The organism is Paradesulfitobacterium aromaticivorans, from assembly GCF_054657415.1.
Genome location: NZ_BAAHYT010000010.1, coordinates 2,160,904 through 2,184,154 on the forward strand (window position 1 = coordinate 2,160,904; position 23,251 = coordinate 2,184,154).

At 49.0% G+C, this 23,251-nt stretch carries 25 protein-coding genes; 23 read left to right on the plus strand and 2 right to left on the minus strand.

From position 1 onward, the window contains the following. Positions 1 to 43: 43 nt before the first annotated feature. A complete protein-coding gene (locus ACYQ2N_RS16385; RefSeq protein WP_460000403.1) occupies positions 44 to 352 on the minus strand; it encodes a winged helix-turn-helix transcriptional regulator in 309 nt (102 codons plus the stop codon). A gap of 133 nt (positions 353 to 485) precedes the next feature. Between ACYQ2N_RS16385 and ACYQ2N_RS16390 the strand changes: the two genes are divergently transcribed. The 3 genes from ACYQ2N_RS16390 to ACYQ2N_RS16400 all read left to right on the plus strand — a co-directional run bounded on the left by ACYQ2N_RS16390 (position 486) and on the right by ACYQ2N_RS16400 (position 2,584). Further along, positions 486 to 869 (plus strand): DoxX family protein, encoded by a 384-nt coding sequence (locus ACYQ2N_RS16390; RefSeq protein ID WP_460000404.1) that lies wholly within the window; start codon positions 486 to 488, stop codon positions 867 to 869. Positions 870 to 961: 92 nt separating this feature from the next. After that, a complete protein-coding gene (locus ACYQ2N_RS16395; protein WP_460000405.1) occupies positions 962 to 1,597 on the plus strand; it encodes an FMN-dependent NADH-azoreductase in 636 nt (211 codons plus the stop codon). Positions 1,598 to 1,783: 186 nt separating this feature from the next. Continuing rightward, positions 1,784 to 2,584: a C40 family peptidase gene (locus ACYQ2N_RS16400; protein ID WP_460000406.1), complete on the plus strand. Its 801-nt coding sequence runs from the start codon at positions 1,784 to 1,786 to the stop codon at positions 2,582 to 2,584. 27 nt (positions 2,585 to 2,611) lie between these two features. Here the strand turns inward: ACYQ2N_RS16400 and ACYQ2N_RS16405 are convergent, their stop codons facing one another. Beyond that, positions 2,612 to 2,797 (minus strand): small, acid-soluble spore protein, alpha/beta type, encoded by a 186-nt coding sequence (locus ACYQ2N_RS16405; RefSeq protein ID WP_460000407.1) that lies wholly within the window; start codon positions 2,795 to 2,797, stop codon positions 2,612 to 2,614. 567 nt (positions 2,798 to 3,364) lie between these two features. Between ACYQ2N_RS16405 and ACYQ2N_RS16410 the strand changes: the two genes are divergently transcribed. The 20 genes from ACYQ2N_RS16410 to ACYQ2N_RS16505 all read left to right on the plus strand — a co-directional run bounded on the left by ACYQ2N_RS16410 (position 3,365) and on the right by ACYQ2N_RS16505 (position 23,228). Next, on the plus strand, positions 3,365 to 4,516 hold the full coding sequence (locus ACYQ2N_RS16410) for a pyridoxal-phosphate-dependent aminotransferase family protein (protein WP_460000408.1): 1,152 nt from the start codon (positions 3,365 to 3,367) through the stop codon (positions 4,514 to 4,516). 3 nt (positions 4,517 to 4,519) lie between these two features. Then, positions 4,520 to 6,112 (plus strand): phosphoglycerate dehydrogenase, encoded by a 1,593-nt coding sequence (serA, locus tag ACYQ2N_RS16415; protein WP_460000409.1) that lies wholly within the window; start codon positions 4,520 to 4,522, stop codon positions 6,110 to 6,112. A 243-nt stretch (positions 6,113 to 6,355) separates the two neighbouring features. Then, a complete protein-coding gene (locus ACYQ2N_RS16420; RefSeq protein WP_460000410.1) occupies positions 6,356 to 7,090 on the plus strand; it encodes a C40 family peptidase in 735 nt (244 codons plus the stop codon). Between the two features lie 154 nt (positions 7,091 to 7,244). Then, complete coding sequence (locus ACYQ2N_RS16425) at positions 7,245 to 8,075, plus strand: TIM barrel protein (RefSeq protein ID WP_460000411.1); 831 nt, start codon at positions 7,245 to 7,247, stop codon at positions 8,073 to 8,075. Positions 8,076 to 8,136: 61 nt separating this feature from the next. Then, a complete protein-coding gene (locus ACYQ2N_RS16430; protein WP_460000412.1) occupies positions 8,137 to 8,739 on the plus strand; it encodes a DUF3786 domain-containing protein in 603 nt (200 codons plus the stop codon). Positions 8,740 to 8,941: 202 nt separating this feature from the next. Beyond that, positions 8,942 to 9,856, plus strand: a complete 915-nt coding sequence (gene ku, locus ACYQ2N_RS16435; RefSeq protein WP_460000413.1) for a non-homologous end joining protein Ku — start codon at positions 8,942 to 8,944, stop codon at positions 9,854 to 9,856. A gap of 15 nt (positions 9,857 to 9,871) precedes the next feature. After that, complete coding sequence (gene ligD, locus ACYQ2N_RS16440) at positions 9,872 to 10,792, plus strand: non-homologous end-joining DNA ligase (RefSeq protein ID WP_460000414.1); 921 nt, start codon at positions 9,872 to 9,874, stop codon at positions 10,790 to 10,792. An 86-nt stretch (positions 10,793 to 10,878) separates the two neighbouring features. After that, positions 10,879 to 12,021, plus strand: coding sequence for a DNA-processing protein DprA (gene dprA / locus ACYQ2N_RS16445; RefSeq protein WP_460000415.1), 1,143 nt, complete (start codon positions 10,879 to 10,881; stop codon positions 12,019 to 12,021). Between the two features lie 112 nt (positions 12,022 to 12,133). Next, entirely contained in the window at positions 12,134 to 14,224 is a 2,091-nt protein-coding gene (gene topA / locus ACYQ2N_RS16450; protein ID WP_460000416.1) for a type I DNA topoisomerase, read from the plus strand. Between the two features lie 68 nt (positions 14,225 to 14,292). Next, positions 14,293 to 15,618: a methylenetetrahydrofolate--tRNA-(uracil(54)-C(5))-methyltransferase (FADH(2)-oxidizing) TrmFO gene (trmFO, locus tag ACYQ2N_RS16455; protein WP_460000417.1), complete on the plus strand. Its 1,326-nt coding sequence runs from the start codon at positions 14,293 to 14,295 to the stop codon at positions 15,616 to 15,618. 14 nt (positions 15,619 to 15,632) lie between these two features. Then, on the plus strand, positions 15,633 to 16,532 hold the full coding sequence (gene xerA, locus ACYQ2N_RS16460; protein ID WP_460000418.1) for a site-specific tyrosine recombinase/integron integrase: 900 nt from the start codon (positions 15,633 to 15,635) through the stop codon (positions 16,530 to 16,532). Positions 16,533 to 16,641: 109 nt separating this feature from the next. Then, positions 16,642 to 17,196: an ATP-dependent protease subunit HslV gene (gene hslV, locus ACYQ2N_RS16465; RefSeq protein ID WP_460000419.1), complete on the plus strand. Its 555-nt coding sequence runs from the start codon at positions 16,642 to 16,644 to the stop codon at positions 17,194 to 17,196. Positions 17,197 to 17,214: 18 nt separating this feature from the next. Further along, positions 17,215 to 18,594, plus strand: coding sequence for an ATP-dependent protease ATPase subunit HslU (gene hslU / locus ACYQ2N_RS16470; protein ID WP_460000420.1), 1,380 nt, complete (start codon positions 17,215 to 17,217; stop codon positions 18,592 to 18,594). Positions 18,595 to 18,731: 137 nt separating this feature from the next. Further along, positions 18,732 to 19,526 carry a GTP-sensing pleiotropic transcriptional regulator CodY gene (codY, locus tag ACYQ2N_RS16475; RefSeq protein WP_460000421.1) on the plus strand — a complete coding sequence of 265 codons (795 nt, stop codon included), beginning with the start codon at positions 18,732 to 18,734 and terminating at the stop codon, positions 19,524 to 19,526. Between the two features lie 16 nt (positions 19,527 to 19,542). Continuing rightward, positions 19,543 to 19,980, plus strand: a complete 438-nt coding sequence (locus ACYQ2N_RS16480) for a PH domain-containing protein (RefSeq protein ID WP_460000422.1) — start codon at positions 19,543 to 19,545, stop codon at positions 19,978 to 19,980. A 194-nt stretch (positions 19,981 to 20,174) separates the two neighbouring features. Continuing rightward, positions 20,175 to 20,906, plus strand: coding sequence for a 30S ribosomal protein S2 (gene rpsB, locus ACYQ2N_RS16485; protein ID WP_460000423.1), 732 nt, complete (start codon positions 20,175 to 20,177; stop codon positions 20,904 to 20,906). 101 nt (positions 20,907 to 21,007) lie between these two features. Further along, positions 21,008 to 21,661, plus strand: coding sequence for a translation elongation factor Ts (gene tsf / locus ACYQ2N_RS16490; protein WP_460000424.1), 654 nt, complete (start codon positions 21,008 to 21,010; stop codon positions 21,659 to 21,661). 93 nt (positions 21,662 to 21,754) lie between these two features. Beyond that, complete coding sequence (gene pyrH, locus ACYQ2N_RS16495; RefSeq protein WP_460000425.1) at positions 21,755 to 22,480, plus strand: UMP kinase; 726 nt, start codon at positions 21,755 to 21,757, stop codon at positions 22,478 to 22,480. Beyond that, positions 22,477 to 23,034 (plus strand): ribosome recycling factor, encoded by a 558-nt coding sequence (gene frr / locus ACYQ2N_RS16500; RefSeq protein ID WP_460000426.1) that lies wholly within the window; start codon positions 22,477 to 22,479, stop codon positions 23,032 to 23,034. The genes pyrH and frr overlap by 4 nt, the downstream gene beginning before the upstream one ends. Further along, the gene (locus ACYQ2N_RS16505; protein WP_460000427.1) at positions 23,031 to 23,228 is read left to right on the plus strand and encodes a hypothetical protein; all 198 of its coding nucleotides are present in this window, start codon (positions 23,031 to 23,033) and stop codon (positions 23,226 to 23,228) included. The genes frr and ACYQ2N_RS16505 overlap by 4 nt, the downstream gene beginning before the upstream one ends. Positions 23,229 to 23,251: the final 23 nt, after the last annotated feature.

Sequence of the window (23,251 nt, forward strand, 5' to 3'; positions counted from 1 at the left end):
ATGACCGGTAGACGGCCATCCTTCTTTTGTGACGCGCTCGACATTAGAGCCAGGTTTCACCCCATTTTTGCACCTCATCAAGGATAGGCTTAAGGGCTTTACCTTTGTCCGTTAACTCATATTCAATACGAACAGGCATTTCAGGATACACTTGGCGGCTAATAATGCCGGCAGATTCCAACTCTCTTAAACGTTCAGTAAGCATTCGGCCACTCATATTTTGAATAACTTCGGAGAGATCTTTAAAACGTTTTGGCCCATCTGAGAGTACTCTAAGAATGAGACCTGTCCAGCGTTTTCCAAGCAGTTCAAAAGCCGATTCAAATTTTGGACACAAATGGAGATCTTCCATAGATACAACCTCCTCGGATATATTGTAACATAAATACTTGACAAAATTAAGTTACAAGTTGTATTATACTTACATAAGGTAACAAGATTACTTTATGTCAAATAGTCTTAAAAAGTGAGGAGGAGCAAGAGAAATGTTGAACGTAGGCTTATTAGTTATCAGATTAGTAGTCGGTCTGACTTTCATGGGTCATGGAGCACAAAAGCTGTTTGGCTGGTTTGGAGGTTATGGGCCCAAAGGAACAGGAGGCTGGTTTGAGTCGATCGGAATGAAGCCGGGAGTGTTAATGGCTGTTATGGCCGGAGTAAGCGAATTCGTTGGGGGAGCGCTTTTCGCTGCAGGAATATTCCCTTGGATAGGGTCATTATTGATTACTCTAACTATGTTGGTTGCCATCGTTAAAGTTCACGGGAAAAATGGATATTGGGCCACAGGTAATGGTTATGAATTTAACCTTATATTAATAGCGGTTGCTATTGGAATAGCCCTGATTGGTCCAGGCACTTATATTCTTTAGTCCGGTGTAATTCTAAGATTATTAAGGAATACTACTTGAAGGCAAAAAATATTTGATGCCTCCAAGAATTAAGGCAGAAAGGAAGATTATTAGTGACAAGAGTATTATATATTACGGCTAACCCAAAACCTGTACAGGATTCTTTTAGTTTATCTGTAGGCATGGCATTTTTGAATGCTTATAGGGAAGTAAATCCTCAAGACGAAATAATTGAACTAGATCTTTACGGAATACAAATACCCTTGGTTGATGCCGATGTTTTCAGCGGTTGGGGCAAGCTGCAACAGGGTACGGCCTTTGAACAGTTATCTGCGGATGAAAAAACAAAGGTCGGTCAGATTGATAAATTGTGTGATCAATTTTTGTCAGGAGATAAGTATGTGATTGTCAGCCCTATGTGGAACCTTAGTATTCCGCCGATGCTCAAAGCTTATATTGACACAATCTGCATTGCCGGTAAAACATTTAAGTATACGGAGACTGGCCCCGTGGGTCTGCTAACGGGTAAAAAGGCAGTTCATATTCAGGCCAGGGGCGGTGTTTATACAGAGGGTCCTGGTAAGGATTTTGAGTTTGGCGACCGTTATGTTCGGAGCATGTTAAGCTTTCTTGGGGTTGGGCCTATAGATTCAGTTATTGCTGAGGGTATGGCTCAGGTGCCTGATCAAGCGGAAACTATCAAAAACAATGCCATTGAAAGGGCAAAAGAAGTGGCTAAGAATTTCTGATAGATCTTGCACGAGCCACTACCCCCGGGGTTTGTGGACTGATCCCTTTATGGCTCGACAATTATCTTCTCTGAAGCCGACTACTATACTTAAGAGTGGTCGGTTCTTTCTTTATTCTTGATTATGAACGAGTATATTTTGAATATGAAAGCATATAAACAGTGTAACGAGAGGAGGGAAAATAGTTTGCAGGCAGCGCTTCCTTTAGGGCCTCCGGTTGCCTTTAATACCTTCGGTGTTACCGCAGCTTTGCTGGTCGGGATAGCTGTTTTCCCAGGCCAGCAACCTATTACGGAGGTAATTTCTTTCAAATCCGATAAAACTGTTAAGGCCGTTACCACATCTGAATTCTTAACCCAAGAGTCTAGCCTTGGCTACAATAATCAAATTCACGGACAGGAGCAGGTTTCACGGAGTCTGGGGAAACTTGAGCTCGAAGAAGAGCCCATAAAAGAGCCCATAAAAGAGCCCATAAAAGAGCCCATAAAAGAGCCCATAAAAGAGCCCCCAGAAGAACCTTTGGAAGAATCCGTAAGAGTTCCGGCACAAGAATCCGTCAACGGCCAGCTGCTAGAATCCGTAAAGGAGTCTAGCGAATTCAATACTCCTGCCCAAGCTCTTACTTTACGGCAGGAGTTACTTGAACACGCGCGCACCTGGATTGGTGTGCCTTACATATGGGGAGGAGAGGGCCGAACAGGAATTGACTGTTCGGCTCTCGTGCAAAAAGTCTACGCAAAATATGGCATTTCTTTGCCTCGCAATTCTCGGGAACAGTTTCGGCAAGGGGAAGGAGTGGCTCTAGCAAATTTACTGCCGGGGGATTTGGTCTTCTTCAGTACCAATGGGCCAGGGGCGAGTCATGTCGGGATCTATCTGAGTGACGGGGAATTTCTGTCTGCCACCAGGCGGCAGGTGGAAATACAGTCTTTGGATAGTCCCTATTGGCAAAAAGCCTACCGGGGCAGCCGCCGGATTTTGCCGTGAATTCTCTGGGCTAAAGCGTTGTGTTAGCTAGCCCATTGTCTTGCCTTGGAGGTTACGTTCGGCTAATTCGATCGCCTTTTTAACCATGTTACCGCAGTCGCGCGAGGAAACTCCTCCAAATCCCTCTTGGTGCAAGGTGTTGGCAAACCCTAATTCGGAAGCGATTTGCTCTTTAAGAGCAGGAGACATCGTGTTTTTGCGTCTTCTGGCCATTGAGGAATCCTCCTTTCTGAGCGGTCCTAATTTTAAGCAAGCATTCGGTGAAGCATTTTTAGTTTAACTCAGGTTAAAAAGTAATATGTGAGTGCAAATTTCTCTTAAGTGGAAATTACTAGGTAGGAATTTTAAAAACCAGTTGACTTTGCCAGATGGACACCGTATAATCAAACACATCGAGATAGTGATACAGACGAACGCAATGATGGGAGTTATTGAGTGCCAATGTTCTTTAGAGAGCCGACGGGTGGTGGAAGTCGGTGAACTAGGCAGGAGAGTCCACTCCGGAGCGGCCGATGATAAATCGTGACGGTATTCGCCCGTTATAGCGAAAAGAGTTGGCCGTTTGGCAATATGGGTGGCAACGCGGGAAGATCTCTCGTCCCTACAGGGATGTGAGGTTTTTTTATTTTGAAGCGATTCCAGTATTGCGAACTAAGTGAGCTAAAGCGTTAGCTTGTAGGCGGCCTTAAACTTGGGTGGCACCGCGGACATTCCCGCCCCAAATTCTTTGGGGTGGGTTTATTTTATTTAAAAACTTTGATATTAAGGAGGAGTGTTCAAATGCTGAAAAAACAATATTTAATGGTTCCTGGCCCGACTGCAGTGCCGGAGCGGGTGCTGCAGGCAATGCACCGTCCCATGATCAACCATCGTGGACCTCAGTATGAAGGGATGTTTCGTTCAATCTCCGAGGGACTGAAAAAAGTGTTCAAGACAGAGAACGATGTTTTGACTTTCCCTGCTGCCGGTACGGGTGCCATGGAAGCGGCCCTCGTGAACGTATTATCCCCTGGGGATAAGGTCTTAGCTGTGAGCATAGGGGCTTTCGGCGACCGCTTTGCAGAGATTGCGGCCCGCCACGGAGCGGTGGTTGAGAAGCTGGACTCCGAATGGGGAACCGCGGCAGACCCTGCCCGTTTGGCTGAAAGATTAGCGCAAGACAAAGCTCATGAGATTAAAGCAATTCTACTCACACATAACGAAACATCCACCGGTGTTACCAACGATATCCAAGCTTTGGCCAAAGCCCGCGGCAAGCATCCGGCCTTAGTGCTTGTGGATGCGATCAGTGGTTTAGCAGCAATCAATCTGGAAATGGATGCCTGGGGTCTCGATGTTGTGGTTACCGGAGCGCAAAAAGCCTTGATGATTCCGCCTGGACTGGGTTTTGTGGCCATGAACGAGAGGGCGTGGGCAGCTCAGGCTGAGGCCAAAATGCCGAAGTTTTACTGGGATGCGCAAAACATTAAGAAATCCCTGGCTAAATGGCAAAACCCATATACCCCGCCGGTCAGCCTCCTATACGGACTGGAAGAATCCCTGAAACTTATGGAAGAAGAAGGGCTGGAGAACATTTTCCAAAGGCATCAGAAACTGCGGGATATTTTGCGGGCCGGACTTAAAGCCTTGAATCTTTCTCTCCTGGCAGATGATGCCGTAGCCTCGGCTGCTGTCACGGCAGTGCTCGCCCCGGAAGGGATGGAAGGCAAGAAGATTCAGAAACAGATGAAAGACCGCTTTGGCATTACTTTGGCAGGTGGACAAAAGAAACTGGAGAATAAGATCGTGCGCATCGGGCATGTTGGGTATGTGGCTGAAACCGATATTCTGGTTACTTTAGCCTGCTTAGAGATGGCCTTGCAAACTTTAGGAATCCCAGTGGAATATGGTGCTGCCGTGAAAGCGGCTGAACGAGTCATAATGGAGGGATAAGGAATGAAAGTTCTGGTCACGGACAAGGTTTCGGAAAAAGGGGTAACCGTTTTACAACAAGAGTTTGACGTTGACATTAAGAATAGCTTAAGCCCGGAAGAACTGCTGGAGATTATTCCACAGTATGACGCCCTAGTCGTGCGCAGCGAGACCAAAGTGACCAAAGCTGTGCTTGAAGTTGCTGCCAACCTTAAAGTAATCGGGAGGGCCGGAGTTGGAGTTGATAATATTGACGTTCCGGCAGCTACCGCCAAAGGGGTCATTGTGCTTAACGCCCCGGACGGCAACACGATTGCGGCCACAGAGCACACTATGGCCATGATGCTCTCTTTAGCCCGTAATATTCCCCAGGCTTACCGTTCGATGAAGGAAGGAAAATGGGAGCGGGGTAAATTCATGGGCGTAGAGATGCGGGAGAAGGTACTGGGCGTTGTCGGACTTGGCCGCATCGGTTCCGGCGTTGCGAAGCGTTCGTTAGCCATGGACATGAAAGTAATTGCCTATGACCCGTATATTACGGCAGAACGTGCGAAGGACCTGGGAATTGAACTGGTAGAACTGGACGACATTTTTGCGCGCGCCGATTTTATTACTTTCCATTTGCCCTTAACGCCTGAGACCAGGGGTCTTGTCAACAAAGAAGTCTTTGCCAAAATGAAAAAAGGGGTGCGCCTTGTCCAGTGCGCACGGGGCGGGATCATAGACGAAGAGGCTTTAGTTGAAGCGGTAAAGGAGGGGATCGTTGCCGGGGCAGCAATCGATGTCTTTGCCAAGGAGCCTGTTGATCCGGAAAATCCCTTATTTAATCTGGATAATGTCATCTTTACGCCACATTTGGGAGCTTCCACGAAAGAAGCCCAAGTGAATGTGGCGGTAGACGTGGCAGAGGGAGTGGCTACAGCCCTGCGTGGTGAGCCGGTGATGACGGCTGTGAATATGCCGCCCGTACCGGCCGTGGTCATGAAATTTATTCAGCCTTACCTGCGCCTAGTGGAAAAAATGGGCACTTTGGCAGTTAATCTTGCAGACGGTCGGATTAATAATATTGAAGTGACTTATAACGGGGAAATCAGCGAAGTTGACACCAAGATGCTAACTCTGGCCGCAGTCAAAGGAGTCTTAAACCCGATGCTCCAGGAATCTGTCAACTATGTCAGCGCTCAGTCTGTGGCTAAGTCGCGCGGCATCGTAGTTAAGGAAGTTAAGAGCAAGGAAACCCAGAATTTCGCTAACCTCATTACCCTGTGCGTTGCAACAGACAAAGGGGAACACAAGGTTGCCGGCACCTTATTTGGCGAGCAGGAGGCCCGCATTGTAGCGATTGACGCCTACCGGGTCGATGCCAGGCCCAAGGGTTGCTTGCTGATTAGCCCGCATACTGATCGCCCTGGGATTATCGGCAGAGTCGGTAATATCCTCGGGGACAACAATATTAATATTAACAGTATGCAGGTCGGCCGCAGCGAGGAGTTGGGCCAGCAGTTGATGGTATTAGGAGTTGACACTCTGATTCCTGACGATGTCCTGACCAGGATTAAGCAAGTAGAAGGAATTCTCGGGGGCAAAGTCGTAAATTTTAATGGCCTCAGCGATTAGGTTTTCTTGTTTAGCGGAATTGGCTCAAAAAATTATTTATTAAAGGATTACGATTTAAGAAAAAATTAAAGCCTCTAAGTTTACCCTGCATTCGTAAACGATGCGGGGTAATTTTTTTGGAAAGACCTGGTGTTAATGGCACAACTTTTGCAAAGACAAGTTGTGCTTTTTGTTATAAACTACAGACAACCTTGGTTAGCAAACCAGGTTTTCATTTCCTGGCATAAGGATAAGGAGGTTTTTATGACTAAAGTTAAAAAAATCGCAGCATCTTTAACTGCAGCTAGTTTGTTTATTACCATTTCTTTAGGTGTCGTCACGGCAGCTCCCACGACTATTGCGGATGATCTGTCTCTGGTAGGCGCAGGGCAGACTGAGTTGGCTCTGGCAAGCAGTGCTGATGTCGGCAGCGGGGTGGCAGATCCTGCGGCTCAAGGACAAGCCCAGGCCAGTCAGAATGGGGATGCCGGTGCGGCAATTCCGGCTCAAGCAGTGGTTGCCAAACCTCAGGGAGCACCTGCTCCCGTGAAACCTGCAACTTCAACCGCGAAGGTGGCACCCGTTAAAAGCCAACCGGCCCCAAGCAGAAGCACTTCCATTTCAACAGCGCCATCTAAAGCTGACGCGATTATCGCTACGGCTAAGAAATATATCGGGGTTAAGTACCGGTGGGGAGGAACCACTCCGTCCGGATTCGACTGTTCCGGTTTTGTACAGTATGCTTTCGCCAAGAACGGCGTTTCTCTGCCCAGGACTTCCAGGGATCAATTCCAGGTAGGGACAGCGATATCTTTTAACTCGCTGAAACCGGGAGACTTGGTATTTTTCTCCCTGGACGGAGACAAGGTTATTGACCATGACGGAATCTATATTGGTAATGGCCAATTCATTAACTCCGCAAGTTCAAAGGGTGTAACCATCTACACGATGAGTTCTTATTGGCAGTCCCACTTTGTAGGGGCTAAACGGGTTCTCTAAGAGAAAAGACGTCCCTGCCAGTGACACGGCACCGACAACGTCTGGAACAAGAAAGCTGTCCCGCACATACAGCGAGGGACAGCTTTCTTTATGAATCAAGCGCTGTTGAAACGTGGTATAATGTCAAGAGCAGGTGAATCGGAGGGGAAGTAAAGTGCCGTTATTATTTGGGACAGCGGGAGTTCCGCTGTCTGCGTCTAATTCTTCGAGTGAGAGCGGTGTGCGGCGGATTCGTGAGTTGAATCTGGGTGCGCTTGAGCTCGAATTCGTGCAAGGAGTACGGATGGGTGCCGAGAAAGCCCGCGTTGTCGGAGCGGCAGCCGTGGAACAAGGGATTGCCTTAAGCTGCCATGGCCCGTATTGGATCAATTTTAATTCGCGCGAAGAGCAGAAAATTACAGCCAGCCGTGAGCGTTTGATCCATACGGCCCGGATTGCCAAGATTCTAGGGGTGCGCAGTGTTGTCTTCCACCCGGCCTTTTATCATGAAGACCGTCCGGAAGTTGTGCTGGAGCGCGTGATTGTAGAGTTGTTAAAAGTGCGGGAGATTCTGGCGGTTGAAGAGAATGAAGTGATTCTGCGGCCGGAAACTACGGGAAAACCGAGTCAGTTTGGCAACTTAGAGGAAATAATCGAGCTGGCTTTGCGGGTGCCCGGAGTTTTACCGTGCATTGATTTCAGCCATCTGCATGCGCGGAGTAACGGTCGAATCAATAGTTATGACGAATTTTGCCATGTGCTTGATCAAACAGCGGAGGCTTTAGGGGAGCGCTGGGTCGAGAATGTGCATTTTCATATCTCTGGAATAGAGTATGGTCTCAAAGGGGAGAAGCGTCACCTAATCTTGGCGGAGTCGGATCTGCGCTATCAAGAGCTGCTGCAGGCTGCGCGCAGTTTTGGCGTGGAAGGGCTGGCAATCTGTGAAAGTCCGAACCTGGAGGAGGATGCGTTGCTGATGCAGGCCGCCTATAATACTCTGGGGTAATTCATGCTGTGAACTTTATTGGCTGTGCAGCTGACAAAATTAATTTCGGGAGTGAGGAAAAATGAATTACACTGCTGCCCATAATAAAGCCTTAGAGATGTTTCAGGCGCATTCGCCGGAAGAGATGGCGCGTTATTCAGGGTATCAGTTGCGGGACAATCGCTTTCAGGTAAATTTTCTAGGGCAGGAATTCGAGGTGGAATATCCTTCCGGAAAATTCACCCCCGAGCCTTCACCTGAGGGGGAACTGCCGATCTTTGCTCAGATTCTGGTTCTTCATTACTTAGCGAATACCAAGCCTGTGACTGAGGAAGGAAAGCTCATTTCGTATAAAGAACTGCCGGGCGGAAACATCTATATTCAGCCTTTTACTAACCGGGCCATTCGTCCCTTGGTGCAACAGTTCGGGGATAATCCGGCAAGCCTGATCGAGGTAGTGTCTAAAATCGGTGGGGAGCCTGTGCGCCATGGGGATGCTGCGGTGCTGGTGCGTGCCTTTCCCCGCGTGCCTGTAACCATGGTCGTGTGGGGCGGGGATGATGAATTCCCGGCTTCCGGAAATATTTTGTTTGACGCTTCGGCAGGCTCAGTTCTGCATACAGAGGATTTTGCGGTTTTGGCAAGTTTTGTGGTCGCAACCATGAAACGGCTGGCCCAAAAATAGCACTGAACATAGCACTTAAAATGCCATTAGATTGTTAACAAGGCATGTTTTGAAAAGGCGGTTTGCTGTTTATGGCAGGCCGCTTTTTAGTTTGTGGATAAGTTTTAGCCGCTGATCGAGGGCAAGATCTTCTTGAGGAGGTAAAAAACGGCAGGATAATGTACTGGTGTGCAGCCCAAACTAATTGGAGGGAGGAATAGCCATGCACACATTATGGAAAGGCTCGATTAGTTTCGGTCTGGTGAACATACCGGTGAAAATGCACGCGGCTACCGAGTCCCAAGAGTTTCAATTTCACTATTTGCATAATAAGTGTCAGCAACGCATCCGTTACCTCAAGAAATGTCCTCATTGCGAGGAGGAGGTGGGGAGTGCGGATTTGGTCAAAGGGTATGAGTATGAAAAAGACCGTTATGTTATTCTAAGTGATGAAGAACTGTCAGCGTTCGAACAGCCGCAGTCGCGGGCGATCGATATTCTTGACTTTATTAATTTGGAAGAAATCGATCCGATTTATTACCAAAAGTCATATTATTTGTCGCCCGAAGATACAGCGCAAAAGGCTTACCGCCTGCTGTACCAGGCGATGGAAAATAGCGGCAAAGTAGCCTTGGCGCGCATCACTCTGCGCTCGAAACAGCATCTTGCCTGCCTGCGTGTGTTTGAACAGGGACTTGTGCTTGAAACGATGCATTATCCCAGTGAGATCCGTCATTTGGATGCCGTCTGGGACAGAGTTTCCCCGACTGAGGCCGAGCTTCAGATGGCAGTCCAGTTAATCGAAAATTTAGCTCATCCCTTTGAACCCGCTAAATACCGTGACGAAGTGAAGGAGCAGTTAGCGGAAATGATCGAGAACAAAGTCGCGGGTGAAACCGTTAAAGTGAGCGCCGCCCCTGTTAAAGGTAAGGTCTTAGACTTAATGGATGCCTTGCGCGCGAGCCTGGCGCAGACCGAGGAGAAAAAAGGGAAGCCTGAGGCTTCTGCTCGGGACGAAGCCGGAGACAATCGTGTGCATGGGGATACAACGGACAGTGCAGGGGATACGGGCGAACAGCCGCCCAAGTCTACGCTTACTCCGCGCAAACGCACGGCCCGTAAGGCTAAGGGAGCTTAAAAAGGGGAATGTTAAATGCCTAAACCAGCTTTGAAAGCGGAGCAGTCGACCCTAGTCGAAGTCGAAGGCAAAACGCTTACTTTAAAGAACCTTGATAAAGTTTATTTTCCGGAGAGCGGGATTAGCAAAGGGGAGTTGATTCAGTTTTACACTGAGATGGCTCCCTTTATTCTTCCTCATATAAAAGAGAGTCCTTTCACCATGGTCCGTTATCCGGAAGGGATAGAGGGTGACTATTTCTACCAGAAAGAGTGCCTACCCACTGCTCCGGCGTGGGTCAAGCGCTACCGCGACTCCCGTTCGGAACAAGGATTAACCTATGTCGTATGCGCTAACCTGGCAACTTTGGTTTATCTCATTAATCTGGGCTGTATTGAGATTCACGCCTGGGCCTCCACCATGGACAAGCCTGACTATCCGGCCTGGGCAGTCTTTGATTTGGACCCCGACCCTCCGTCAGGAGTGCGAGAAGCCTTGCAGGTGGCCCGCTGGCTGGGGGAGATTCTCTTCGAACTTAAAATGAAGTTTCTGGTTAAAACCTCGGGAGCCAGTGGAATTCACGTTTTACTCCCTATCGAACAGCGCTATACATACTCTGAGGTTCAGCAGGGAATCGGCGGGATGTGCAAATTTTTGGTCGCCCAGCGTCAGGCAGAATGCACAATTGAACGCAGTACTAAAAAAAGAGAAGGCAAGGTCTATCTCGATTACCTGCAAAACGGGCGGGGGCGAACCATGGCCGGGATTTACAGCGTACGTCCGACAAAGGAGGGCAAGGTCTCGGCCCCCCTATTATGGCAGGAGGTAAGTGGCATGGTTGACCCCGCCCGCTTTCATGTGCGCAATTTTCAGGAGCGTTTACGAGAAGTTGGAGATTTAGCGCAAGTAATGTCTAGTAAAAATGATTTCAGTCCAATCCTTCATTATTTTACTTAAAGTCCCGCAAAGAATATCGTTTTCGACATAGTTTTACGCAGGAAATCCCTGCCCCTCTACCGAAAAGAGAGGACGGGGGGAAAGAAATGGCAAGAAGTTGGAATGAAGAAAAAGCGGTGCGGGCCGCAATGCGGACAATACCCGGCTTAGGTAACGCCAGGATCAGGCAGTTGCTTGAGTATTACGGGAGCGCTCAGGCTGCATGGGAGGCTCCTGCGACTAGCTTTGATAAGTTCGGTGGGCTAGCCTGGATCAAGGAGTTCCTGCACGGGCGAGCACGTATCGATCCGCATGAGATAGAGAAAGATTTAAATCAGCAAAATATCCTAACTTTAATACCGGAAGAGAAGAATTATCCCGCGCTTTTGGCCGAACTTTCAGATGCGCCTGTTTTGCTCTATTATAGAGGGCAACTGGAGCCAGAGGCTGAGGCCTTGGCGATTGTAGGTTCACGCCAGGCAACTCCTTATGGAAAAGCTGCGGCCATTTTCCTGGCACGCGAACTGACACTGAAAGGAATTGTAGTCATTAGTGGTTTGGCACGGGGCATCGATACGGCGGCCCATCAGGGTGCGCTCGAGGGCAAGGGAGTAACCTGGGCCTTTTTGGGATGTGGTCTCGACCGCATTTACCCCGCGGAAAACAAGCGCTTAGCTGGGCAAATTCTGGACAAGGGTGCACTCCTCAGCGAATTTCCTCCCGGAACTCCCCCGGACAAGCCGAACTTTCCCGCACGCAACCGCCTGATCAGCGGCTGTGCCCGCGGGGTTGTGGTCGTCGAGGCTGCCGCTAAAAGTGGAGCTTTGATCACGGCGGATTTTGCCCTGGAGCAGGGAAGGGAAGTTTTTGCGGTGCCAGGCCCGATTTTCAGTGAAATGAGCCGCGGCACGCATCATTTGCTGCGTCAGGGGGCAAAGATAGTAGAGGGACTGGAAGATATCGTGCAGGAAATAGCGGTCTGGGGAGGCAGTTATCCTCTTGTTGACGGGTCTCCGATGGGCACCAAGGAACAGGGTATATCGCAGACGAGCTTAGCCACGGAAAACTTAACCCCCGAACAACAAATCGTCATGGGCTTGGTAAGCGATGTTCCCCTGCATATTGACGAGCTAAGGGCAAATTCCGCTTTAGATGCGTCAACTGCTGCCTTAATCCTCTTAGAACTGGAATTAATGGGTAAGATTATCCAGCTTCCCGGGCAATACTACGCCTTAAAAAGGGGCATTTAGACGTATATTAGAACCCAGGCGCTAGACATACTATGGTAAAGGCGTTAAAATTATGGTTAGTTTTGCTAAAGTATGTTCCAATTGGAACGAGCTAAATTTTTAGAGGTGATTTATGTCTAAGACCCTCGTCATTGTGGAGTCTCCTGCCAAAGCCAAGTCAATCAGCAAATTTTTAGGCAGGCGCTATACTGTCAAAGCCTCAATGGGACATTTGCGCGATCTGCCTAAAAGTCAGCTCGGGGTAGATCTCGAGCGGGATTTTGAACCGAAATACATTGCGATTCGCGGCAAAGGTGATCTTATTAAAGACCTGCGCTCTGCCGCCAAAGCTGCAGATAAAGTATTATTGGCTTCAGACCCGGACCGGGAAGGAGAAGCCATTTCATGGCATTTAGGCCATCTGCTTGGCTTGGATCTTGATGAGAAATGCCGCATTGAATTTCATGAGATCACGAAGCAGGCCATTGAAGACGCGGTTAAACATGCCCGCCGCATCGATATGAACCGGGTATATGCCCAGCAAGCCCGGAGGGTTTTGGACCGTCTGGTCGGTTACCAGTTAAGTCCCCTACTCTGGCGCAAAGTAAAAAAAGGGTTGAGCGCCGGTCGGGTGCAGTCCGTGGCCGTGCGCTTAGTCGTAGACAGGGAAGAGGAAATCCGTTCTTTTGTACCGGAAGAGTACTGGAGTTTAACTGCACTTTTTCAATCCTCAGGAGGGAAGTTTAGCGCCAAGCTAATCAAAAAAGCTGAGCAGAAAATAGTTATTTCCACTCGTGCGGAAATGGATGCAGTCTTGCAAGAGCTGAAGGGGCGTTCGTTTGCGGTAACTGATGTACGCACTAAGGAAAAACGCAAGCAACCCGCTCCTCCGTTCACGACCAGTACGCTGCAGCAGGAGGCCCACCGTAAGTTTAATTTTTCTCCGAAAAAAACCATGATGTTGGCGCAGCAGTTGTATGAAGGGCTTGATACCGGCAAAGAAGGCACAGTGGGTTTAATTACATATATGCGCACTGACTCAGTAAGGGTGGCTGAAACGGCTCAAGAAGAAGCCAGAACTTGGATTCTTGAAGCTTACGGCCCGGATTATTATCCTCCCCAAGCTCGTCAGTTCACAAGCAAGGGGCGGACACAGGAGGCCCACGAGGCGATTAGGCCAACTTCGACGTCCCGTCCCCCCGATTCTTTGAAAGAGAATCTCACCCGGGACCAGCTTAAACTCTACCGCTTGATCTGGGAACGCTTTATTGCCAGCCAAATGAGTGCGGCGCTTATCGACACTTTGACTGTCGATGTGTCCGGAGGGGAATACCTTTTCCGGGCTAATGCTTCCAGTGTGCGGTTCCCCGGTTATCTGGCAGTATATGAGGAAGGACGGGATGAGGAAGAAAGCGGGGAAGACAGTGCAGGTGCCTTGGCCTTTCCCTTGACAGCAGGTGAGCCTCTCCAAGTCATTAAACTCCAGGACAAGCAGCATTTTACCGAACCGCCGCCGCGTTATACGGAAGCATCTTTGGTTCGCAAAATGGAAGAGGAAGGGGTTGGGCGTCCGAGTACCTATGCGCCCACGATCGAGACGATTCAGTCCCGCAGTTATGTGGCGAAAGAGGACAAAAAACTGATGCCGACTGAACTGGGAGAGATTGTGATTGCGCTCCTAAAGGAGTTTTTCCCGGAGATTGTGGATTTGGAGTTCACCGCGAATCTGGAAGAGAAGCTTGACAGCATCGAAGAAGGGGAAGTGCCCTGGAAAGCAGTCATCCATGATTTTTATGGCCCGTTTGCGCAAACTTTGGCGGAGGCTGAGCAGAAGATCGGCAAAGTGAAGCTTGAAGATCAGGTCTCAGATGAAGTCTGTGAACAGTGCGGGCGGCACATGGTCATAAAAATGGGCCGTTTCGGTAAATTCCTGGCATGTCCAGGATTTCCGGAATGCCGCAACACCAAGCCGCTCTTGGAAGAAGTAGGAGCAGACTGCCCCAAGTGCGGCAAGCCCTTAGTGGTGCGCCGTTCCAAAAAAGGACGGAAATTCTACGGCTGCAGCTCGTATCCGGATTGTGACTTTGTGTCCTGGGACTTGCCGGCACCGGAGAAATGCCCGGAGTGTGGGAGCATGATGGTGGTAAAATCGTCCAAACGGGAAAAGCAGCATGTATGCACGAATGCTCAGTGCCGCCATACTATGTCAGCAACTGCTAACTAGCCTTTCATGGATCTGACGCAAATTGACGATTTGCAGATAGACATTCTATTTTCAAACTAGGAGTATTTATGGACAGAATAAGTGTAATCGGTGCCGGGCTGGCAGGCTCGGAAGCGGCTTGGCAGCTCGCGCAGAACGGGGTGGAAGTGGACCTGTACGAGATGAGGCCGCGTCAATACACCCCTGCCCACCATACCGGACTATGTGCTGAACTTGTATGCAGCAATTCCCTGCGGGCGTCCGGGCTGGAAAATGCGGTCGGGCTTCTTAAAGAAGAGATGCGGCATCTGAACTCGCTTATTATGGCCAGTGCAGACCGTCAGGCGGTCCCTGCGGGCGGGGCTTTGGCCGTAGATAGAGAGAAGTTTGCGCGAGCAGTAACAGACAGCTTGATCGGACATCCGCGCGTTCACCTGCACGGTGAAGAGGTAATGACAATACCCGAGCATGGAATTGTAATTGTGGCCAGCGGTCCTTTAACTTCTGACAGCCTGGCTCAGGATATTTTGCGTCTGACAGGAGAGGAGACGCTCTCCTTTTATGATGCAGCTGCTCCGATCGTGACCCTGGAGTCCATAGATTTAACGAAAGCTTTTTGGGCATCGCGCTATGATAAAGGGGAAGCGGACTATCTCAACTGCCCTCTGACTAAAGAAGAGTATGAACGTTTTTATCAAGAGCTGATTGAGGCAAAGATGGCAGAAGTGAAAGGTTTTGAGCAGGGGAAGGTGTTTGAGGGCTGTATGCCGGTCGAAGTAATGGCTAAACGGGGACCCGAGACCTTGACGTTCGGGCCGCTTAAGCCGGTAGGGTTAACTGATCCGCATAGCGGCAAGCGTCCGTACGCAGTGGTACAATTGCGCAAAGAAAACATCGAAGGAACACTGTTTAACTTAGTGGGATTTCAGACCCATCTTAAATGGGCGGAGCAGGAGCGCGTGTTTCGCCTGATCCCGGGCTTGGAACGGGCTGAATTTGTGCGCTATGGTGTCATGCACCGCAACACTTTCCTGAATGCGCCGAAAGTACTTAATGCAGACTTTAGCGTAAAGAAAAGGCCGAACCTCTTTTTTGCCGGGCAGATTACCGGAGTGGAAGGATATGTCGAGTCCGCGGCCAGTGGTCTGGCAGCCGGTCTTAATGCCTGGTGCCGCCTAAGCGGAAGAGAGACTTTGGTTTTCCCTGCTGAAACAGCCCTCGGCGGCTTGGCACGTCATCTCGAGGGTTCCCCCAGTCAGGATTTTCAGCCGATGAATATTAATTTTGGCTTGCTCCCGCCGCTGCCGGAGCGGATTCGCAATAAAAGGGAGAAGAACCTAAAAATCTCGCAACGGGCTTTACGGGCTCTGGCAGAGTTCATGGAGCAAGAGGGAGTGCAGCCAACAACTACGTAGGAGGGGCAGAAAAGATGCTTGTTGATCAGGCCTTGAACCTGTTTTTGGGATTCCAGCGTGCGCAAAACCGCTCTGAGCACACAGTCTTGGCTTACCATACTGATTTGTTCCAGTTTTTTAGCTTTGCCGCCGCAGAGATAGGGATGGAGTGGGAAAGTCTCACCATCGAAAGCATAGATTTGTTTGTGGTGCGAAGCTATATGGGACTTTTGGCTGAGCACGGACTGGCCCGCAAAAGCGTGGCCCGCAAGCTGGCCGCTTTGCGTACTTTCTTTAAGTTCATGTGCCGGGAAGGAGTGATCTCCCAAAACCCGGTTCAGAAAATTGCGAGCCCCAAGCTTGGGCACAGGCTGCCCCAGTTTCTCTACTTGGAGCAAATGGAGACACTCTTACACACTGTCGAGTGCACGACTTTGCTGGGGGCGCGGGACCAGGTTGTGCTGGAACTTCTGTACGGGTCAGGGCTGCGTGTTAGCGAGCTGGTAGGCTTAAATCGCAAGGATATGGATTATGATGTCGGACTTGTGCGGGTATATGGCAAAGGTGGCAAGGAACGAGTGGTGCCACTCACCAAGTACGCGCTCGAAGCAGTGGCTCATTATCTTAAGTTGCGTCAGGACGGGGATAAGGCACTGCTTATTAATTATCAGGGCACACGCCTCTCTGCCCGTTCAGTAAGGAGAATCCTGGATAAACTTGTACACAAAGCGAGCCTCGATTTGCACGTCCATCCTCACATGCTGAGGCATTCTTTTGCGACCCACTTGCTTGATGGCGGGGCCGACCTACGCAGTGTTCAAGAACTTTTGGGCCACAGCAAGCTTTCTTCGACGCAAATTTATACACATTTAACCAGGGAGAAGTTGAAAGAGGTTCATGCCAATGCCCATCCCCGGGGTAAACTCAAGTTATAGAAATCTTTTTCACAAAAAAATTTTCGAAAAAAAAGGTTAATTGCCTACAATTTTTACTTGACTCTGGGGCGGATTTTGAGTAAACTGCCGTTGAAAGGAGGATTCACCAATGTTTCACGCTACGACCATTGTCGCAATTAAAAAAGGCGCTCAAGTCGCAATGGCCGGAGACGGGCAAGTTACATTCGGTCAGGCGACTGTGATGAAACATAAAGCTCGTAAAGTGCGCCGCCTTTATCATGGCAGGGTTTTGGCAGGGTTTGCCGGGTCTGTGGCTGATGCGTTTACCCTGTTTGAAAAATTTGAAAAGAAGTTGGAAGAATACCACGGCAACCTCTTGCGGGCAGCAGTTGAGCTGACCAAAGATTGGCGGACAGATAAAATGCTGAGGCAGTTAGAAGCGATGCTGCTGGTAGCAGATAAAGATAACCTTCTGCTCTTGTCAGGGTCGGGGGAAGTGATTGAACCTGATGATGGCATCGCTGCCATCGGATCAGGCGGGAATTATGCCTTGGCAGCTGCCCGTGCGTTAGCCAAGCACACTGACATGAGTGCCGGGCAATTGGTGCGGGAGGCAATGACTATTGCTTCTGCCATTTGTGTTTATACCAATGACCAGATTGTGGTTGAAGAACTGGATACAACCACAGTTGCAGGGACTTGATCTTAATGGGGTGAAGAAATGGAGCAACTGACTCCGCGTCAAATCGTGCGTGAACTTGACCGCTATATTGTTGGCCAGAACCAAGCGAAGCGGGCGGTTGCCATAGCGCTCCGCAACCGCTACCGGCGTTCCCTTTTGCCTGAAGAATTACGGGAGGACTTCCTTCCTAAAAACATCTTGATGATTGGCCCGACCGGAGTGGGAAAAACTGAGATTGCCCGCCGTCTGGCTAAGCTGGTGCGCGCTCCTTTCATTAAAGTGGAAGCTACGAAATTCACGGAAGTGGGCTATGTGGGCAGGGATGTGGAGTCGATCATTCGCGATCTGGTGGAAATATCTCTGCGCATGGTTAAGGCCGAAAAAGCGGAAAAGGTTGAAGCCGAGGCTGCAGTCAATGCGGAAAAAAGGCTGGTAACCCTCTTGGTTCCGGGTAAAGAAGCGGAAAGTTCCCAGGGCAATCCCTTGCAGATGTTGTTCGGGCAAAACCAGCCCAAAGGGGAAGAGAAAGTAACCCCTGAGATTGAGCGGGACAGGGTCTTGGTGTCTGAACGCTTGCGTCGGGGAGAGCTTGAAGACAAGGTCATAGAACTGGAAGTGGAAGAGACGTCCTCTCTCAGTGATATGTTCGGGGGCAACGGCCTCGAAATGGGCTTAAACTTGCAGGATATGATGTCAGGCATGCTCCCCAAGAAACGTAAAAGGCGCAAAATGACGGTCAAGGAAGCAAGAAGAATCTTAATCCAGGAAGAAGCGCAGAACTTGATTGATATGGACGAGGCAGTTCAGGAAGCTATCCGGCGCACGGAATACGAAGGGATGGTATTTCTTGATGAAATAGACAAAATCGCGAGCAGGGAAGGAACGGGCGGGGCTGATGTCTCCCGCGGCGGAGTGCAGCGCGATATCCTTCCGATCGTGGAAGGTTCGACCGTTGTGACCAAGCATGGGCCGGTCAAATCAGACCACATTCTGTTCATTGCTGCCGGTGCTTTTCACGTCAGCAAACCTTCTGACTTAATTCCGGAGCTGCAAGGACGTTTTCCCATCAGAGTTAACCTTGAATCCTTAAATGTAGCCGATTTTAAGCGCATTCTGACTGAGCCCCAGTCCTCGCTTATCAAACAATACAGTGCTTTGCTGGCGACTGAAGGGATTAAGGTAGAATTCACGGAGAGCGCGATTGATGAACTGGCGGAATTTGCTTATCAGGTCAATTCAACTACGGAAAACATCGGTGCCAGGCGTTTGCACACCATTATGGAAAAAGTTCTTGAAGAATTGTCATTTGAGGCTTCAGAATTGCCAGAGGATTATGCAGTAACGATCAGCAGGGAATATATCAGACAGCGGATTGGGGGTATCGTGCATAACGAAGATCTCTCCCGTTATATTCTCTAGCTTGTCACCAATAGAGGCAACTGTTTAAAAGTTTAAAAAGATTACCGATTTTTTCAGGAGAACAAATATTTTTGAGTTTTAAGAATTATCTTTATGTCAAAAATAGAATTAAGCAATTTAAGGAGGATTAGACATCGATGAAAACTTTATTAGAAAAAACCAGAGCGATTAATAAGCTGATCCAACGGGCAGCAGGACATCCCGTTGACTTCGAAGAAATGGCTAAGGTGTTGAGCAGTGCGGTCGAGGCAAACTGCTATATCGTCGGCCGCCGTGGCAAAATTCTCGGCTATAATTTTATGACGGATTTCCAATGCGGTACCATGGAAGATATCGTGGTGCATTCCGAGCGTTTTCCGGAAAGCTATAATGAGGGCTTAATGAGAGTTACCGAAACAAAGTCCAATGTCACTCAGGTTGGGAATGGATGTGTTTTTAACGACAAAGTTCCTTGCCATTTCAACAACAAACTTACAACCATTGTTCCCGTCCTCGGCGGCGGTGAACGTGTAGGCACCCTCGTTTTAGCCAGGTATGACGAAGAGTTTACAGAGGGAGACCTTGTCCTAGCTGAATATGGTGCTACCGTGGTTGGAATGGAAATTCTGCGGGTGAAAGCAGAACGGGCGGAAGAGGAAGCACGCAAAAAAGCGGCAGTCCAAATCGCAGTCGGTACGCTCTCCTATTCGGAATTGGAAGCTGTTGAGCATATTTTTGCTGAACTGGGCGGAGGAGACGGACTGCTCGTTGCCAGCAAGATTGCAGACAGGGTTGGGATTACCAGGTCTGTCATTGTCAATGCCTTGCGCAAGTTTGAGTCAGCGGGCGTAATTGAATCGAAATCCCTCGGGATGAAAGGAACTTACATCCGCATTCTCAATGATTACCTCTTGGATGAACTGGACAAATACACCAAGCACCATAATGCTTAATATTTAGGGGGCAAAAATGGGAGAACAGGACTACGAGTATCAATTAAAACCCCTTGTTATCCCTGGAACAGCTTTCTTGGTCATTTACCCGGCAACGGTTTTAATGCTTTACTTTCTCACAAAGCTGCCTGCGTTAGAGTTCCGCCTTTTGCTGATTATTTACGCACTGGCCGCTGCCGGACTGATCTCACTCTGGGTCTTTGCCAAAAGTAAACGGGTGCGTATAGAAGATGAGAGCATTACTTTTTCTTCGATCTTAGGTAAGAAGTCCTTACATCCGGATGATATCCGCCGCGTCTCGTTTTTTCATACGAAACAAGGGCAAGAAGTGGCCCAGATTAGGACGCACAAAGATTCTTATTATCTCACGGAATTCTACTTTCCGTTCCCTGAACTGATGAGTGATCTCGAATACTTCGTTCAGGCTCACGGGATTAAATCAAACCTGAGCTAAAGAGTGCTTTAGTATTAGGACGCATTAACTTGATTAAGCTTCCCTTGCATTGAACAAAGGCATGTGATATTCTACTACTAGTGTGGCTTAAAAACACACGCAGTGGGATTAAAGTTCCGGTTCCTCATCTGGCGATGAGGGGTGCTTTAAGATGAACCTGCGGCGGAAAAAAACAAGGAGAGGGGGTGTAACACATGGCTGTTATTTCCATGAAACAACTATTGGAAGCCGGTGTTCACTTCGGTCATCAGACTCGTCGTTGGAATCCAAAAATGGCTCGCTACATTTTTACGGAGCGCAATGGTATTTATATCATTGACCTGCAGAAAACCGTAAAGAAAGTAGACGAAGCTTACAATTTCGTACGGAATCTGGCGGCAGAAGGTGGTACGATGTTATTCGTAGGCACCAAAAAACAGGCGCAGGAGTCTGTTAAAGAGGAAGCTGAACGCTGTGGCATGTTTTTTGTCAATGAGCGTTGGCTCGGCGGCATGCTGACTAACTTTCAAACCATTCAGAAACGCGTAGACCGTCTCCATCAACTGGAGAGAATGGAAGCAGAAGGCGTTTTTGAAGTTTTGACTAAGAAAGAAGTTGCTGCTCTGCGTCATGAGATGGATAAGCTTGAGCGCTTCCTGGGCGGTATTAAAAGCATGAAGAAACTCCCGAGTGCGTTGTTTGTGGTTGACCCGCGCAAGGAACGAATTGCTGTCGCTGAAGCGCGGCGTCTCAATATCCCGATTGTCGGGATTGTTGATACCAACTGCGACCCGGATGAGATCGATGTGGTAATTCCGGCTAATGATGACGCGATTAGGGCTGTAAAATTGCTTACGGCTAAAATGGCGGACGCCATTATCGAAGGACAGCAAGGCAGTTTGGATGAGAGTGAAGAAAGCCAAGAAGCCGAAGCTGCAGCAGAGTAAATTCGAGGGGCAGGGTGAAAAGGGGTTAAGTTTAGGCTCCCCCGAGACTCACTCTGCCCTTTTTAGGCTGAAGATATTTTATGGTTTGGAGGGTAAAATAAATGGCAGAAATTACTGCTGCTCTGGTTAAAGAGCTGAGAGAAAGAACAGGAGCCGGCATGATGGACTGTAAGAAAGCCTTGGCTCAGACAGACGGAGACATGGATAAGGCCATTGATTTCTTAAGAGAGAAAGGACTGGCGGCGGCGGCGAAGAAGGAAGGGCGTGTGGCTGCTGAGGGTCTGGTCGAAGCATATATTCACGGCGGAGGACGCATTGGTGTCCTGGTGGAAATAAACTGTGAAACAGATTTTGTGGCCCGCGGGGAAGAATTTAAGCTTTTTGTTAAAGATATTGCGCTGCAGATTGCTGCAGCCAATCCTCAGTATCTGGTTAAAGAAGAGGTACCGGCAGAGGTGCTGCAGCATGAGCGTGACATCCTGCGTGCTCAGGCGTTAAATGAAGGCAAACCGGAAAAGATTGTCGAAAAAATGGTCGAGGGCCGGATTGAGAAATTTTATAAAGAAGTATGCTTAATGGAACAGAGTTTTATCAAAGACCCAGATGTCGTGATTAAGGATTTGGTGCTGGAAAAAACTTCGAAAATCGGAGAGAGAATTGTGATTCGGCGCTTTACCCGCTATGAACTGGGCGCAGGAATTGAAAAACGCCAGGACGATTTCGCCGCTGAGGTAATGAAAGAAATCAACCGTTAGGCCTGCTGCGAGAGAACACCGATGTGTTCTCTTTTTCGAATCAGAAAGGATTTTCTCTTTAGACGTAGAAATTATTCAAAATGGAGGTCACCGATGGAAACACCACGCTACAGCAGAATTGTGCTTAAACTGAGCGGAGAAGCTTTAGCCGGGGAACAAGGATACGGAATAGTCCATACGATGCTCGAGTCTATCGCCGAACAGGTTACTGAAGTGCGTCAGTTGGGAGTGCAAGTCGCTTTGGTCGTGGGCGGGGGCAATATCTGGCGGGGAATTGCAGGCAGTTCCCAAGGAATGGACAGGGCTACGGCAGACTATATGGGGATGCTGGCAACTGTCATGAACGCCCTGGCCCTGCAGGATGCCCTGGAGAAGAACGGGTCTGACACCCGCGTGCTCTCAGCGATCGAAATGCGGCAAGTGGCTGAGCCTTATATTCGGCGACGCGCCATCAGGCATATGGAAAAAGGCCGGATCGTGATTTTTGCCGCTGGAACAGGCAACCCTTATTTCTCAACAGATACGACGGCGGCTTTAAGAGCGGCAGAAATCGAAGCTGAAGTTATTTTAATGGCGAAGCGGGTAGATGGTGTCTATGACTCTGATCCCTTGAAAAATCCCAAGGCGCAGAAGTTCGAGAGGTTAAGCTATTTAGATGTACTAAGCAAGGGCCTGGGAGTTATGGATTCAACGGCAACTTCTCTATGCATGGACAATAATCTTCCGCTCATTGTGTTCGACCTCAATCAGAAAGGGAATATTCTGCGCGCAGTTATGGGTGAAATGATTGGAACATATGTTGGGAGGGAAAGTGAATGATTTCGGGTGTGCTTAAAGAAGCTGAAGAGCGCATGCACAAGGCGGTTGACGCCATGCGCAAGGAGTTTGGTACCATTCGCGCCGGCCGCGCCAATCCCAGCTTGCTTGACAAGGTGTTAGTAGACTACTATGGCACTTCTACGCCGATCAACCAACTTGCAAACATTTCCGTGCCGGAACCGCGTCTGCTTGTGATTCAGCCGTGGGATAAATCAAGCCTGCCCACGATTGAGAAGGCTATTCTCAAGTCAGACTTAGGGCTCAATCCGTCCAGTGACGGAACCGTGATTAGGATCATCATTCCCCAGCTTACGGCTGAGCGGCGTGCTGAACTGGTGAAGACGGTTAAGAAAAAAGCGGAAGATTCCAGGGTTGCGGTGCGCAATATCCGTCGCGACGTTAATGAGCATTTGAAAAAAGCGGAGAAAGATCACTTGGCTTCGGAAGATGAAGTGAAAAGAGCGCAAGAAGATGTGCAAAAGATGACGGACAAGGTCATTAAAGAAATTGACCATATCCTGGATGTGAAGGAAAAAGAGATTACAGAGGTATGACCTACTCTTTTCTCTTAGGCCGGGATTGGGATGAGGTGCGCGCAGAGCTGGAGCAAAGAGGAATACATTTTGCGGTAAAATATACGCGTTCCCCCAGGGTCGAACCTGCAGGCAAAATCCGCGTCGTGCGTATCAGGATGAAAGAATCGCAATTAGAGATTGTGTTGGCGCATGAAAAGTTTTCCCCGCACTGACCCCCTAAGCTTAAGGGGGTCTT